15 protein-coding genes are annotated in these 14418 nt (G+C 34.4%); 2 read left to right on the forward strand and 13 right to left on the reverse strand.

Going from position 1 to position 14418, the window contains the following annotated elements:
- Positions 1 to 378 (forward strand): MotA/TolQ/ExbB proton channel family protein, encoded by a 378-nt coding sequence (locus A8B35_RS06230; protein WP_075602480.1) that lies wholly within the window; start codon positions 1 to 3, stop codon positions 376 to 378.
- 457 nt (positions 379 to 835) lie between these two features.
- Here A8B35_RS06230 and A8B35_RS06235 read toward each other — a convergent pair whose 3' ends face one another.
- From A8B35_RS06235 to A8B35_RS06285, 11 genes are all read right to left on the reverse strand, one after another.
- Positions 836 to 1039 (reverse strand): CsbD family protein, encoded by a 204-nt coding sequence (locus tag A8B35_RS06235; protein WP_075602481.1) that lies wholly within the window; start codon positions 1037 to 1039, stop codon positions 836 to 838.
- A gap of 36 nt (positions 1040 to 1075) precedes the next feature.
- Positions 1076 to 2083, reverse strand: a complete 1008-nt coding sequence (locus A8B35_RS06240; RefSeq protein ID WP_075602482.1) for an HAD family hydrolase — start codon at positions 2081 to 2083, stop codon at positions 1076 to 1078.
- A 14-nt stretch (positions 2084 to 2097) separates the two neighbouring features.
- Positions 2098 to 3279: a BamA/TamA family outer membrane protein gene (locus A8B35_RS06245; protein WP_075602483.1), complete on the reverse strand. Its 1182-nt coding sequence runs from the start codon at positions 3277 to 3279 to the stop codon at positions 2098 to 2100.
- An 86-nt stretch (positions 3280 to 3365) separates the two neighbouring features.
- Entirely contained in the window at positions 3366 to 3887 is a 522-nt protein-coding gene (locus A8B35_RS06250) for a hypothetical protein (RefSeq protein ID WP_075602484.1), read from the reverse strand.
- Between the two features lie 72 nt (positions 3888 to 3959).
- Entirely contained in the window at positions 3960 to 4598 is a 639-nt protein-coding gene (locus A8B35_RS06255) for an HdeD family acid-resistance protein (protein WP_075602485.1), read from the reverse strand.
- A gap of 26 nt (positions 4599 to 4624) precedes the next feature.
- The gene (locus A8B35_RS06260) at positions 4625 to 6133 is read right to left on the reverse strand and encodes an arylsulfatase (protein WP_075602486.1); all 1509 of its coding nucleotides are present in this window, start codon (positions 6131 to 6133) and stop codon (positions 4625 to 4627) included.
- 246 nt (positions 6134 to 6379) lie between these two features.
- Positions 6380 to 7345, reverse strand: coding sequence for an AraC family transcriptional regulator (locus tag A8B35_RS06265; RefSeq protein WP_075602487.1), 966 nt, complete (start codon positions 7343 to 7345; stop codon positions 6380 to 6382).
- A gap of 6 nt (positions 7346 to 7351) precedes the next feature.
- Complete coding sequence (locus A8B35_RS06270) at positions 7352 to 8254, reverse strand: diacylglycerol/lipid kinase family protein (protein WP_075602488.1); 903 nt, start codon at positions 8252 to 8254, stop codon at positions 7352 to 7354.
- Positions 8255 to 8352: 98 nt separating this feature from the next.
- A complete protein-coding gene (locus tag A8B35_RS06275) occupies positions 8353 to 9279 on the reverse strand; it encodes a phosphatase domain-containing protein (protein ID WP_075602489.1) in 927 nt (308 codons plus the stop codon).
- Positions 9280 to 9352: 73 nt separating this feature from the next.
- A complete protein-coding gene (locus A8B35_RS06280; RefSeq protein WP_075602490.1) occupies positions 9353 to 10999 on the reverse strand; it encodes an ABC1 kinase family protein in 1647 nt (548 codons plus the stop codon).
- A gap of 32 nt (positions 11000 to 11031) precedes the next feature.
- Positions 11032 to 12453: a M48 family metallopeptidase gene (locus tag A8B35_RS06285; protein ID WP_075602491.1), complete on the reverse strand. Its 1422-nt coding sequence runs from the start codon at positions 12451 to 12453 to the stop codon at positions 11032 to 11034.
- Between the two features lie 208 nt (positions 12454 to 12661).
- Between A8B35_RS06285 and A8B35_RS06290 the strand changes: the two genes are divergently transcribed.
- Positions 12662 to 13396, forward strand: a complete 735-nt coding sequence (locus A8B35_RS06290; protein ID WP_075602492.1) for an outer membrane beta-barrel protein — start codon at positions 12662 to 12664, stop codon at positions 13394 to 13396.
- A gap of 65 nt (positions 13397 to 13461) precedes the next feature.
- On the opposite strand, the gene A8B35_RS06295 is transcribed toward A8B35_RS06290, so the two are convergent.
- Both A8B35_RS06295 and A8B35_RS06300 read right to left on the reverse strand, forming a co-directional pair.
- Positions 13462 to 13842, reverse strand: a complete 381-nt coding sequence (locus A8B35_RS06295) for a DUF1987 domain-containing protein (protein WP_075602493.1) — start codon at positions 13840 to 13842, stop codon at positions 13462 to 13464.
- Positions 13843 to 13864: 22 nt separating this feature from the next.
- Positions 13865 to 14413: a SiaB family protein kinase gene (locus tag A8B35_RS06300; RefSeq protein ID WP_075602494.1), complete on the reverse strand. Its 549-nt coding sequence runs from the start codon at positions 14411 to 14413 to the stop codon at positions 13865 to 13867.
- Positions 14414 to 14418 lie beyond the last annotated feature (5 nt).

The raw sequence follows: 14418 nt of genomic DNA on the forward strand, positions 1-14418 counted from the left end.
ATGAGTTTAATAGAACAAATTGTAATAAAACTAAATGAAGGAGGACCGGTATTTACCTATACTATACTCTGTTTGATACTCGCATCAATCGTATTATTTATTAGTGGTTTATTTAAGATCCCTAGTGTATTTAAAACCATAGCCATTATTAAACAGATTGGATGGTTATCAATTGCTTGGGGTGTTTTAGGCCGAACATTCGGACTTATTGTTGCCTTCGATACGCTTCAGCAGTATAATGATTTAACACCTAAGCTATTGGGCGATGGTTTAAAAATGGCTTTACTCAGCCCTATGTTAGGTATTCTTAGTTTTGTTATTGCAAGAATATTTATCGCTATCCTCTATTTGTTTTCAAAGCAGACCACGCTTTCTTAAAACTAAAAAACCCACCATCAATGTATTAAAACATTGCAAGGTGGGTTATTTTTTGACTATTTCTTCCGTTATTCCAAGCTATGCATTTAAATGCAAGTATTTAGTTTCGATTTTTAATCAGCTTCAGCTAACATCAACGACTTTAGTTGTTGCGATTTCAAGGTGACTTATAATCATTCGCAAGAGGCCTTGAGTTATTCGTATATGACCTTGAACGAAAATTCTATGGCTTGATGGAGTTTCTTTGTGCCGTGCTGCTCTCTTTAATAATACCCAAGGGTATACTGAATGAAATAATAATCGCTCAAATATATCAACCCAAACCAACAGTGATATGAAAATCGGTTGGCCTTAGTAGTTTGTTTTGTTAATAAATCCGACAGCTCTTAGAACGCTGCCGGGTTGTTATAGGATGATTTACCACACGAGGAAACTCATGCTGTATGAGGCCGATAAATCACTTTTCAAATTTCTTCAGGAAATTTTTTAGCTGCGTTTCGGCTTCTTCAGCAGTTTTGCCATATTTCTCTTGAATCTTTCCTTTCAGAATTTTTGCTTCGCCATTTACAACTTCGATGTCATTTTTGGTGAGTTTACCCCATTCCTTAATCACTTCTCCTTCTAATTGTTTCCACTTTCCTTTTAAGATATCTTCATTCATAATTTTAAAATTTATATGATTAAAATGTATGCAATTCTATTCTATTTCGAAGGGATAAATAACCTTCCAATCCTTTGCCATGTCAATAACAGCCCAATCTTCTTTTTCGGCTATATCTAAACCTTTGTCTAATCGGCCAACATGCGAGTCTCTATCATAAGCCCATTCTCTCACAGAATCTGTATGATGCAGATAAAGCATAAAACTTGGTCCTGATCCTGAAGATGTATACTGCAGCATTTGTAAATCACCATCTGAATTACCAGAAGCAAATACCGGTTTTTTACCAATGTATTGATGAATACCAACGGGCTTTCCCTCTTTATCATCAATAAAATTTATCTTAGGCAGTTTTCTGATGATCATTTCATTGTTTTCAAAAACAAATTCTGCTGCTAAACTGCTCCCAATTACTTGGTCAGATGGAATATTATAAGCTTCATCAGACCAAACTCTTATAAAATCGACACCGCCGCCAGATACTATAAATGTTTTAAACTGATTTTGTTGGAGGTATTGAAGTAACTCAAGCATGGGTTGATAAATGAGTTCATTATACTTTTTATCAAACCTTGGATGCCTAGCTTTTTCGAACCATGCTTGTACCGATGCATTAAACTCTTCGCTGCTCATTCCGGCATGTGTAGCCATAACTAGTTCAAGTATGCCATGCTTACCAAAACTGATTAATTTTTCCATATCATTATCCAAAACAGCTTTGTAAGGATAGGTTTCAGCCCATTCGGGATGCTGCTCAGCTTGTTCTTTAATTCGGTCGATAGCAAACTTTAATTGAAAATAATAAGGCTGTTCTGACCAAAGATTACCATCATTATCAAATGTGGCTATTCTATCTTCTATAGAGATATAGTTGGAGCTATTTTCATCAATGGCAGCTTCAACAAAACTTATTATTGATTTTTTAACGTCTCCTTCATTCCATGAAGGAAGAGGGTCTTTATTGTTTTTACCATTATTGTTATGGCATGCTGCAAGCAAAGTAAAACAAGAAATTATTAGAATGTAAATGGTTTGTTTTTTCATAGTTATTGTATAAATCAAAATGCTTGATTAAAATTAAAATAGATGCCGCTTGTTTCGCGTCCAATCCCGTAATCGAGGCGCATATGCATGCGAGGTTGAAGTTCTAATCTGTAACCAACACCAAAATTAGGGAGCCATTGATTATTGTTATCCTCCAATGTATCAAAATCGAAAATAGTACCCGATCCAGCCCAAACAACTGCACCATGTTTACCTACTTCACCTGTTTTATCTAAAAACATATGTCGGTATTCAGCTAAAAAGAAAAACATACTTTCGTCGCGAAACCTACCCCATTGGTAACCACGCAAATCAAACGGAGTTCCAAGCTGAGACATTTCTCCGTAAGGAACCTCTCCTGCAGCAACTCTTGCTTTTAGTTGCCAAGCTAGTGTCATACCATCTCTATTAACGGTTTCAAACTGGCGGTAATCAAGTGCATAAATCTGATAATTATTATCGCCTCCTAATCCTGTGGAGTAAAAGGTACTTACTAAATCAATGAGCATACCTTCTCTTGAGTCAACAGGAATATCGCGCGAATCGTACCTTAGCATTACACCCAAACCAGAATTCAATGGTTTATCCTTAAACTTAATGAAGTTAGGGTCCTCTTCTACACCCATACTAGGATCTGTTCCTTTGGTATAATTGTAATCTACATTAAGGCCCACAAAGTAGTTCTTCTTAAACTGATAGAGGAAACGTGGATTAAACCACCACCACTGACGATTATACGCCGTAGTTTCTTCGCCCTTTGGTTTCTCATAGCCATTTTGATAACCAATTCCCCAATAGTGATCGGGCATATCTTTATACCAAAAATCGCCATATATCCGTAATTTATCCTCGAACCAATAGGAACTTAAAATACCATTTGCCACAACTGCACCTGTAGTAGTATAGGCCAGTGTAACAGGAAATGAAGATCTTTGGATGAGTTGATCGTTAGGATCAGTCTTAAAACTCATTAATCCGCCAAAGGCAACTAATCCGCCAAGTTCAGGGGTATATCCAGGGGCAACAATTGGACTAATGATAAATTTACCATCGGCAACTTTTTTAGCTCTTATGGAATCTTTCTGTGCTTTCTTCTGAGCCTTTTGTTGTTGCTTCTCTGAGGTATCGTTATCCTGTGCCGTTAGCATTTGCGATAAAACAAATACTGTAGTAAGTACTATTATTTTTATTTTCATTGTTTAGGCGTTAAAATAAAATGTATTCTTTTCTTCTAGGGTTGAAGGAAGAGTGAGCTTTACTATGAAATTTTCAATGGTTAATTCTAAAAATTATAACCAAGGGCAAGCGATGTGGAATAAGTGCTGTGAATATGTTTGTAATCGTAAAATATTCCAGGACTGAGGACCCATTTATCCGACAAATGAATGCCATATTCAGTACCAATTCTGGCTACAAATAATTGATGGTGCTTGTCCATTTCAATTCCAGAACCTAACATTACACTCCAATGTTCTATTATATTATACATTGCTCCAACTACTACTATAGTTGCATTCTCGCGCATAATGTCTTTTCCTGAAACTAAATAATGGTCTAATTCAAAATCAACAACAGCTATTAATTCAAACTTATGAGATAGCTTTCTGATATAGTCTATTCCAATGGAAGGAACAAAGTGACCAAGATCATTTTGAGATTCTATTTTTACGCCATCAGGTAGGTAAGCATATCCAAAGGCAATGGAGAGCGTGTTTTTATTATGCACACTCATTGGCTCGTGCTCTTGCGCATTCAAGAATGTATAGCAAATAATAAATAAACCTAAAATGATATGTTTGATCATAATAAAAGCGTTAGGTAAACTGGGCCAGAAACTATATTCCAGCCCAGCTACTAGTGATAAATATTAACCCTATTATTTACCAGCTAACTCAGAACGTAACTGGCTTTTTAAATCCTCAAACTGATTGATCAATTCTCCTTTTATTCCTTTTGCAAGCTTATTTAGTTGTTTAAGCTTTATCGAATAGTAAATAGTATATATGCCTACGATAACAAAGGCACTACCAGTAATTACAACCAACGATAAGCCCGAGAACAACGGATTTGCAATTAGTATAAATGAAAATAGCAGACCGATAATTCCCAATGCAAGAAGATTGCCCCATTCCATAATTCCATAGTTACGTAGGTCGATAGACATGCTTATTGCATAAATAGATCGATACATTACTGAGAAACCAACAAATAAGGGTAATGTAGTAATAGATATTCCTGGATGAATCAACAATATAATACCTATTAAAACATTTAATAATCCCATTGAGAGTGTCCATCCCCAACCATCAATCTCTTTTCTATTTGAAATAGCAAAGATGATTTCAGAAGTTCCGGAAACTAAAAACGAAAGCGTAAATATGAATGCTAAAGTTAAATATGATTCAAGCGGGGTTGCAAATACCCAGATACCCAATGCTATAAATATTAAGCCTGAAATAGTTAGTAAATACCAATGCTTCACTGAGTTTTTTGCAACTTTTAAGAAATTTGTCATGATTAAAAATTATTAGGTTATAAAAACTACATCTCAGTAACATTCCATGTTGCAGGTGCTTGCGCTGCAGGATAGTCCTTAAATGTTTGTTTAAATTCCATTACATAACTACCTGCCCATCCAAACATAAATATATGGCGTGCATACCAATCGTGATATGAGTTGGTTTCGCGTGCTTTTTCGAAAGGATCCATTCTTAAATCGAATAATAATGGCGCTTTTAATGGCTCTAATTTATACACCCACACATCTTGTCCATGGTGCTTTTGTTCCATATACATTGCTTTCCATCTATCAGCAAAACGAATGGCTGAAATTTGTGCAGCATCTGTACCATAAATAAAATACTTTCGTGGATTCTCTTCAGTTTTACCACTCCATAACGGTAACATATTATAACCATCAAGGTGGTTTTTGAATGTTTTACCGTTCGACTGGAATGTTCCATCAAGAAGTTTCTGCGGAGTATCTTTATCACCTGCAGCTGCTAAAAGCGTAGGAACCCAATCAAGATGTGATGTTACATCATTAATAATTGTGCCTGGTTCAACGCCAAACTTCTCAGGAAATTTAGCAACACAAGGAACTCTAAATCCACCTTCCCAGTTGGTAGTTTTTTCGTTATTAAACCAGGTTACTCCGGCATCGGGCCAAGTAGCTTGGTGAACACCATTATCAGTAGTGAAGATTACAATTGTGTTTTCATCAACACCCAACTCCTTTAATTTAGCTGTGAACTGACCAACAATCCAATCTAACTTTAACATACCATCGGCATAATCATTTAAACCTGATTTGCCTTTCCACTCTTCGCTAACATGTGTCCAAAAGTGCATACCTGTTGTATTCATCCATGTAAACCAAGGAGTTCCTTCTTCAGTTTTATTTTCCATGAATTCAAAAGCTGCCGACATAAATTCATCATCAACAGTTTCCATACGTTTTTTTGTAAGCGGACCTGTATCTTTTATAGCTCCATCAGACGATGATTGAATTACACCTCTTGGTTTTGGCACTCTTGCAGCCTCTGCTCCTCTTGGCCAATCTTCATGCTCTGGTTCTTCTTCTGCATTTAAGTGGTACAGGTTTCCGAAAAACTCATCGAAACCATGATTTGTTGGAAGGTATTTATCTTGATCGCCAAAGTGGTTTTTACCAAACTGACCTGTGGCATATCCCAAAGGTTTTAGTAATTCTGCCAATGTAGCTGTTTGATCTTGTATACCAACATCAGCACCTGGTAATCCAACTTTTGAAAGCCCTGTACGAATAATATGCTGGCCTGTAATAAATGCAGATCGACCTGCAGTACAAGATTGTTCTGCGTAATAATCGGTAAACATTAATCCCTCTTTTCCTATTTGATCAATATTTGGTGTTTTATACCCCATCATTCCGTGACCGTAAATACTAAGGTTGGGTGCACCAACATCATCACCCATTATTACTAAAATATTTGGCTTTTTGTTCTTTTGCGCTAAACCGGTAAGCGAGAAGCAGAACATTACCACAAACAAAATACTAACGTTTTTCATACTATTATTTTTAGAGTTATTAAAATTTGAAGTGTTTTAACATGCAGTTATTGCATAGCAGGATAAACACCACAATATTTTAAGGCATAACATAAATTATTGTTTATGAGGATTTATGAACCCACTTATTTGAATCCTAAATTTGATCGTAAAACCCTATATATGTTACCATAAGGCCCCATGTGTCATTTGGTGACAAAACATATTTCACTTTATAACACAGGTATAAAAAAACTTAGATTGAGATTAGAGTTCTCGATATTTCATTGGTGATACTCCGGTCCAACGATTAAATGCCCTTATGAAATTAGAGTGGTTTGCATATCCTAAAGTGGCGGCTAATTCATTAATGGAGATAGATTCATCTTTTATAGATCTGATGGCTTTTTTGAAGCGCCAGTTCTCAAGGATCGATGAGAATTCAGTTCCTTCTGCTTGTAGTTTTCTAATTAAACTCCGCGATGACATATTCATAACATCGGAAAAATAGGAAAGGTTAGGTAACTTATTCGGTTCTATAGAGTCTAATAATAACTCTACCCTGCTCGATAAATCAGAATCAAATAGAACTAATTCTTGCTCTATTATTTTATTCACCTTGTACTTGGTTAGGTCTACGGTTTTAAATATAAAACCCGAACAAGGCATATTATACTTAATGTTAATGTTTTTACCAAAATCGATAAACGAATCTTCTTTTTGGGGCTCTTTAAATTGAAAGTGTATTTCTAATGGTTCCCAATTATTGCCTGTCGCAATTTGAATTCCATCTAAAGTGTATAACATGGATAGTTTGATGGATAATTCACGACCTAAGGAAGGACGATCATCTACTTTTAGCATTAAAGAAGCTTTAGTGCCATCAACATTCAAGGTCATTAACTCATTACTCATAATGAGATGATTATACTTACAAGCAGTTTGTGTAATTTGCAATAAATCGGGGGTGCGAATAATATGCTGTACATTATCTGACAAGTCTTTAACACTAACTGAATCCTTAAAAAAATCTAGAAAGTGTATATCTTGTTTTTTTTGTATCTCTTCTAATAACAGGTACATTAATTCCACAGGGATATAACTGTTTAAATTAAAACTATACCTATTTAAATCGCTTACCTTGAGGTAGGAATCAATGTTTACACCTTCGTTTCTTAACTTGTCGATAATTGGTAAAACATATCCAGCTTCAACAATATGCAAATTGCTCATATTATTTTATTTAGCTGATATGTAAGTATTGCTTTTTGTACTAATAAGCTGAACTGCTCCTTTTAGCATTTCAATTTTTATCTCTTTGTAAAAATCAATAACCTCTCCATCGAGTTGTAATAAACGAGGCTTATCAAAAATTATTTCGGCGCTTTCGGTAGCGATAACCTGACCACTTTGATCATCCATAAATTGTTCATCAAACTTTGAAAGACCAGCCTTTATAAGGGATGTAAAATTGACTTCTTCTATTAAAACAATCTCAAACTGACCATCCATTGGGTTGCTTAGCTTATTTAAAGGAACCCCTGTACCGTATTTCCTGGCATTACATATTGCTGTCATTAAAACATGACTCGATACCGTTTTGCCATTTGCGTTAACCGTAACTTTAAATGGAGATAATGTTTTAAGCGCCTCAATAAAATATTTGGCATAGGTGGCCATGCCTCTGTTTTCATCTTTCTCATAGGCTTCAACAATACTTGCATTTAAACCAACATCGCCAATGTGCATGGTATAGTGCTTATCGTTAATGAGAAGCATATCTAAGCCTTCAATCACATTCGACATAAGAATGTCTTTTAAGGCTTCCAAAGGATTCAGGTTAACAGATAATTCAACGGCCATTCCGTTGGCCGATCCTAAGGGAATAATACCCATGGGAATATTCAAATTCAGCAAGGCAATAGCAGTAAAAAGTGTGGTTCCATCTCCACCAATTGAAACTACCCGCGTAGGCTTAAATGCATCAATTGCTTTTTGCACCTCAGCTTCATCGTTAGTACCTGTTGTTTTAAAAATCTCATACTTAACTCCGTAGTTGATACATAGAGCTCTGGCTTCTATTAAAAACGGCTCTTTATCAACTCCTCCGGAGATAGGATTTACTACAAATAATAGTTTCATGTGCATAATTTTATTTATCAATGGTCACATGGAACTCACAAATAAATTTTATCATCCGCCAGTATGTATATTCGGATAATTAAATTTACATGCTCGTTTCATATTACGTTTTTTAAAAGATCGGGATTAAATTTATCAAATGGATTAAAATAGTTAATAGGTACACCTTCAGCTATCAAAGCGTCACAGCTCTTTTGCTGAAACTCCGTCCGAATTGGCCCTACCTGGCGAATAAAAACTAGCTTAATTCTGCTCCTATATTTTTTAATTACTTCGAGGTACACTTGCATATCATGCTGGGTATCATCCCCAATTAAAACATATGACTTGTTTCCTGACTGTTCAATTAATCGGCTAATTATATGGAATTTATGACTCTTTGATTTATTAGGCTTGAGTAATTGGTTCCATTTTAATAGAGGGGTTAAAAATAATGCACCCTTTGGCAAGTTATGATAAGATATGGTATCGCACAATAGGTTAAACAAATTACGCTCACTTCTTGATACATAAAAATAATTTGGTTTATACTGCTGTGTATACTCAAGCAAACTTTCAGTATAAGGTACCGTTTTTCGTTTTTGAGTTGTTTGAAGTAAGGTAGTAACTATCCGCTTAAAATGGTTTAAAGTATGCGAAACTAAAATAGTATCATCTATATCTGAAATTACATCAAAATTACTTTCGGATATCTTAAAAAAGAATGGATAAGACTGTACTATATCCAACATTTGATTATTACCAGAAATTGTAATTTTAGAACTACGATCGCAATCTTGGTTAACTGAAATACTAAACCCACCGTTCTCATCTGTTTGGGTATAATAATTTTGATTATTCAGGTTGATGTTAATATTCTGCTTTGAATAAGGCGTTTTAAAATAAGACTTAATGGTATTGGCAAAATGTGTGAGCTTACCCACATTTTCTTTCCTATTATGATGTTTTCCCGAGCATATGGATCCTTCTATGTAAGTATGCTTACTATTAAAGTTTATGATGATCAACTGCCAAACAACATACATACTAAGCTATTTTAAGAATATCAACTCATTTTGAAAACTGAAACTACATTATGTTTTTCTATTTGATAAGAGCCTACTTATTCGATCGTTTAATACTTTTAATTAAAGAAACACCAAGATAAATAGCTGATATAATACCTGCAATTCCGGGTAAAGAATAACCATTTACTATAGGTGGAACTTTTAAAGCCCAAAGCAACGATGAACCAAGAAATAATGAAGCTGATAGCAATCCAAGAACAATCCGATTTACAGATTCCTCTAGATTTCTGTGTTCAAGATTTACCTCAAAATTGTCACTTCCTGCTTTTCTAAAGAATTTCTCCAATGCCTTTGGAACCAAATCAACTATTCGCTCCCAGTGGTTTATATTCTTCATAGCTCTTTTTAGCAAAGCTTGAGGAGCATATCTACGTTTTATTATCTTATAATGGTAGTTTTTAAATAAAACTACGATGTTAAAATCAGGATTTAATAATCTCGAAGAGCCTTCGAGTAGCATCACCACCCTAAGGAGATTCGACATACTAGCTGGAAGTATCAAATGGTACTGATGAATAATTGAGGTGCACTCTTCAATTGAGGCACTCATATCAAATTCATTTAAAGGGAGATCGATGTATTTATTGATAAATTCTTCAATTTGACTACTTAACTCATCATAGTCAATGTCTTTAGGAATAGAACACATATCCAATATGGTATTCCTAATATGTTCGGTATCCTTTTGCGCAACACCAATAATTAATTCTTCAAGAATATCGTTTGTTTTAGCATCCACTTTGGCAACCATACCACAGTCAATAATACCAAGAGAGCCATCTTCGCGAACAAATAAATTTCCGGGATGCGGGTCGGCATGATAGAAACGATCTCTGAACATCATTTCCATAAAAACATCAGCACTCTCTTCTGTAAAATCTGTTTTTTCTTCAGGTGTCCATTCCAACTCAGCAACCTCAGGCAATGGCACGCCATCCAAAAAAGACATGGTTAACACTGTTTTACCGGAGCATTGTGTAAAAGCCTTAGGAAAAACTACTCTGTCATCTTCTTCAAAATTATCTGTGAAGCGAATTATATTTTTTAATTCTTTATTAAAATCCAACTCATCGAGCATACTCTGCTTAAACTGTCGGATAAATGCCGCTGGCTGAAAGGCTTTAAGTGGTCCTCCATGCTTTTGTGCTAGTGAAGCAAGCGTTGTCATTATGTCTAAATCAGCAATAATCGTTCTTTCAATATCATCATGCATGACTTTAACTACTACACTCTCCCCTGTTTTTAACTTTGCCGTATGCACCTGAGCAATAGAAGCAGATGCTATGGCTTCGGCGCTAAAGTCGTCAAATAGCTCATCAACTGAATTAATTCCGAATTCATCCTTAATACGTTTACTTACTTGTTCAATATTATCAGCCGGGGTCGAAGACTGGAGTTTAGCAAGTTCATTAGCTATGGGCTCACCGACTAAATCTGCACGTGTACTTAAAATCTGCCCTAGCTTTATAAATGTTGTACCTAATTCGAGAAAGGCCAATCGGATACGTTCTTCTGTAGATAAGTCTTGTGAGTATTTGTGTTTATCCGAATTTACTAGCTTCTTTATCCATTCTGATTTGCTCTGACTGAGCCAATCGGCAATGCCGTATTTAACTAATATTGAAATTATTTCTTTTAAGCGATCTTTACTTTCAATAGAAGTTTTTATTGCCGTCATAATAGATGGTATTAGGATTTTAGATGATTGATTTAATTGAAATAACTTTCTTCAACAATAAGTTTAACAAGAGTACCTTCTTTTAGCTTACTTGTTGGATTCATACCATTTATAAATGCGGTAAGTTCACTTGAAATTACACAATTATAACGTTTACAAATTTGATCAAATTTTTCATCAGCTTTACTTTCAACTACACGTATTAGCTGTTTCTTTATTGTACTTTTTTCTTTTTCGGTAAGCGGATGAAAACTTAGAACAGAACGCTTAAGTTCATCTTTGGCTGATTTAGGACCAATACCAATAACTTTGAATATTTTACCATCCATCTTTAGCCAAAGCGTATGGATATACATTTGTTTTTTGTCTGATTTATCGAGATAAGAAACTAAATAGCCATCGTAATTATTTATTTTAGAATGGTCTGAAAAAATTGGTTTAACCCCATGTTCTTTCTCAATACCAGCAATAAATTCTTCGGCAAGAGCTTGGGGCGATTTAGATGCATCATCTAAACCTAAGAACAATGCAGCACTTTGGTCCTTATTCATCCCATTTACTGAGGTAGGCTTATTTTCTGTATGCCAATCATCTGGAAACTGAAAAGAAAAGTTCATTGTAGGATGAATGAATGTGTTACCCTCAAAAAGACCTTTCTCTGGGTTTACACCAAACAATAAAGAATTCAATGGCTGAGGGAAGTTACTTGAAACTTTATCTTTTGTTTCCCAATCTAACTTTACTGAAGTTTTGGTTATGCTTTCTAATCTATCAGGAGTATACGGATGATCATTAAAATAACCTTTTGTTTCTTTCTGACTGGTTAATATTTCCATCGATTTTGAAAGTCTCAGTAAAATGGATTTCATTGCATCTGGATCATACCCTGCTTTGGAAGCAAGTGTAACACCTTCTTCATCAGCTTCCTTTTCATGAGATCGACTATACGAAGCCAGCAGAAGACTATTACTTGTTGCAATTGGTGCAGTTAATATTCGGCCTATATCTTCGTTAATTACCTGGCCCACAATCCTCCCTGGCAATTCTAGTAATTTTGGCAAAATACTATTACCCATTTGCTTTACCGAATGCCTGTTTTGAGCATGTATAATTTCATGGGCCATTACACAGGCTAACTCATCTTCATTTACAATTATTGATAAAATACCTCTGGTAACGTAAACATACCCACCGGGTGTTGCAAAAGCATTTGGAATAGGATCATCGACTACATAAAATTTATACTCGAACAAAGATTTATCAAGGTGAGAAACTAAACGCTGTCCGATAGATGCGATATATTCTGTAAGCTCATCATCATTATAGATGCCCATTTCAGCTTCAACAGATTTGGCGCTCTCAGCTCCTAACATTTTATCAATTTCTAAACTTTGAGCACTTGCGCTAATTAGTGAATAGCAAAAAACTATCAGAAATATGCTGAATTCCTTCATATGAACGATTATATAATTTAGTTGGTACGCTTCTAGTTTGAAACATAGTTTTAATAAGAATGTTCAGCATCAACTCTTAGATGCTTCCCAATAAGTTTGATGATTTTCAATTATTTAAGAGTTATTCTCAATCCCTCACTATAAAGACTTATAACTCCCTATTTAAATTCTAATAATATGCTTATATTAAACATGTAAAATAAACATTATGGAAAAGCACCTATTCTCTTTCTTTCTTTTTATACTTATTTCCATTAATGCCAATTCGCAAGTATTAATATCTCTTTTACTCGGAGATAAATTGAATAGTGATAAGATTGAATTCGGTATAGATGGAGGATTCAACTATTCAACACTACATGGAATTGAATCTGGAAGTTATGCTAGTGATCTATTTTTAGGTTTTTATTTTGATTTTAAGCAAAGAAATCCCAATTGGATTTTACATACTGGAGTTCAGGTTAAATCAAGTGTAGGTGCAGACGAGGTTCCTTATAACTACATTGAAAACGAGGAGATCAGTGCAATATTAGAAGGAACTAAATATAGAAAAGAGATTAGTTACTTCTATGTACCTTTTACTGTAAAGTATCGTTTTTTGACACTTTTTAATGTTGAGGCTGGAGTACAATTAGGTCTTATGCATGGTGCAACTGACACCTATAAATATAAACCTCCAGAAGGAGGTAAATTAACTTACGAACTTGATGCAAAACATCAAGTTAAAAAGTTAGATGCGGGATATTTAGTTGGCATAGGTTCAAAGCTGAGTAAAGAAAATAAAAGTATGCAATGTGGAATTAAATACTATCGAGGCTTTGTTGATATTGATGCTCAGAACATCACATCAGGTACTTATAATTCGTCTATTTATCTGTATTGCAGCATACCAATTGGAGCTAAAAAAGCAGAGAAATCTGCTGCAAAGAATAAGCTTCCTTAATAAAGCACAAATCCTTAAATATTCTACTATTTAAGGATTTGTGCTTTAATTAATAAACAGACAAACTACTCTTCAATTTCAATCATTTTAAATGGTAAACCAATGATCGACTGATAATCTTCACCAGCCTCAAACATATCTTCGTCATCTTCTTCGTAGAACCAATTTACTTCAATAGAAGAGTTCTTTTTATGTATTAATTCTAATTTTTTGAATATATCAAGTAAACATTTAGATGAAGAAGTATTAAAGTATTCTAATTGAACATTAACTGCAATTTCACTTACTTCTGTTGATGCAAGATTCTCCAACCAATCAATTAGCGGCTTATAAAACTCAATTGAATTTTCGGGTATTGAACGTCCTTTTATTTCTATTACTCCATTTTCTCCATCAAACCTTACATACGGTGTTTTGGGTGTTCCTTCTCTTTTAATTGCTTCCATATTGGTTTATAATCAATGGTGTTTAGCTAATGTAAACATCAAGTGAAAAAAATATATTTTTGTTATTGTACTTGTAAAAATAATAATCTAATTTATTTCCTGTTTTTCTAACTATGTCGAGCATTCCCAAACCTCCACCTCCTTTATCTGAAAACTCTCCATTACTAAGAATATCTATATAAAGCATTTTTATTTCAGCTTCAGTTAGTGAATTAACCTGATCTATTCGGTCTTTAATGACTGTTATCTTATTTTTATTAACAAAATTTCCTGTTGATATTCTATAATAAGGTCCATCTTGACTCAAAATAATAATACCAAAATTATCTTTCTGTTTAAAATCTAATTCTGCTGGAGCTTTATCTACATGGTGAAATAAATTTTGAAGACATTCTACGAATACATTGTAAACCTTTTTACGAACTCTATTCTTTTCATTTTTAAGATTTAAGCTCTTCTCAATTGTATCTAAAACATCTGTAATAATATCAGGGGTGATAGAACCGTTAAAGTTTAAAATCACATCACCATCTAATTTATCTTTATACCATTCCGCTATATCAAAGTTCATATTAG

It is taken from the genome of Saccharicrinis aurantiacus, from assembly GCF_001660705.2.
GTDB lineage: Bacteria > Bacteroidota > Bacteroidia > Bacteroidales > Marinilabiliaceae > Saccharicrinis > Saccharicrinis aurantiacus.

Bases quoted from the DNA above. Each gene is read 5' to 3' on its own strand.
- A8B35_RS06260 (WP_075602486.1), bottom strand. From the start codon at position 6,133: ATGAAAAACGTTAGTATTTTGTTTGTGGTAATGTTCTGCTTCTCGCTT.
- A8B35_RS06255 (WP_075602485.1), bottom strand. From the start codon at position 4,598: ATGACAAATTTCTTAAAAGTTGCAAAAAACTCAGTGAAGCATTGGTAT.
- A8B35_RS06270 (WP_075602488.1), bottom strand. From the start codon at position 8,254: ATGAAACTATTATTTGTAGTAAATCCTATCTCCGGAGGAGTTGATAAA.
- A8B35_RS06300 (WP_075602494.1), bottom strand. From the start codon at position 14,413: ATGAACTTTGATATAGCGGAATGGTATAAAGATAAATTAGATGGTGAT.
- A8B35_RS06245 (WP_075602483.1), bottom strand. From the start codon at position 3,279: ATGAAAATAAAAATAATAGTACTTACTACAGTATTTGTTTTATCGCAA.
- A8B35_RS06295 (WP_075602493.1), bottom strand. From the start codon at position 13,842: ATGGAAGCAATTAAAAGAGAAGGAACACCCAAAACACCGTATGTAAGG.
- A8B35_RS06235 (WP_075602481.1), bottom strand. From the start codon at position 1,039: ATGAATGAAGATATCTTAAAAGGAAAGTGGAAACAATTAGAAGGAGAA.
- A8B35_RS06285 (WP_075602491.1), bottom strand. From the start codon at position 12,453: ATGAAGGAATTCAGCATATTTCTGATAGTTTTTTGCTATTCACTAATT.
- A8B35_RS06240 (WP_075602482.1), bottom strand. From the start codon at position 2,083: ATGAAAAAACAAACCATTTACATTCTAATAATTTCTTGTTTTACTTTG.
- A8B35_RS06230 (WP_075602480.1), top strand. From the start codon at position 1: ATGAGTTTAATAGAACAAATTGTAATAAAACTAAATGAAGGAGGACCG.
- A8B35_RS06275 (WP_075602489.1), bottom strand. From the start codon at position 9,279: ATGTATGTTGTTTGGCAGTTGATCATCATAAACTTTAATAGTAAGCAT.
- A8B35_RS06250 (WP_075602484.1), bottom strand. From the start codon at position 3,887: ATGATCAAACATATCATTTTAGGTTTATTTATTATTTGCTATACATTC.
- A8B35_RS06290 (WP_075602492.1), top strand. From the start codon at position 12,662: ATGGAAAAGCACCTATTCTCTTTCTTTCTTTTTATACTTATTTCCATT.
- A8B35_RS06280 (WP_075602490.1), bottom strand. From the start codon at position 10,999: ATGACGGCAATAAAAACTTCTATTGAAAGTAAAGATCGCTTAAAAGAA.
- A8B35_RS06265 (WP_075602487.1), bottom strand. From the start codon at position 7,345: ATGAGCAATTTGCATATTGTTGAAGCTGGATATGTTTTACCAATTATC.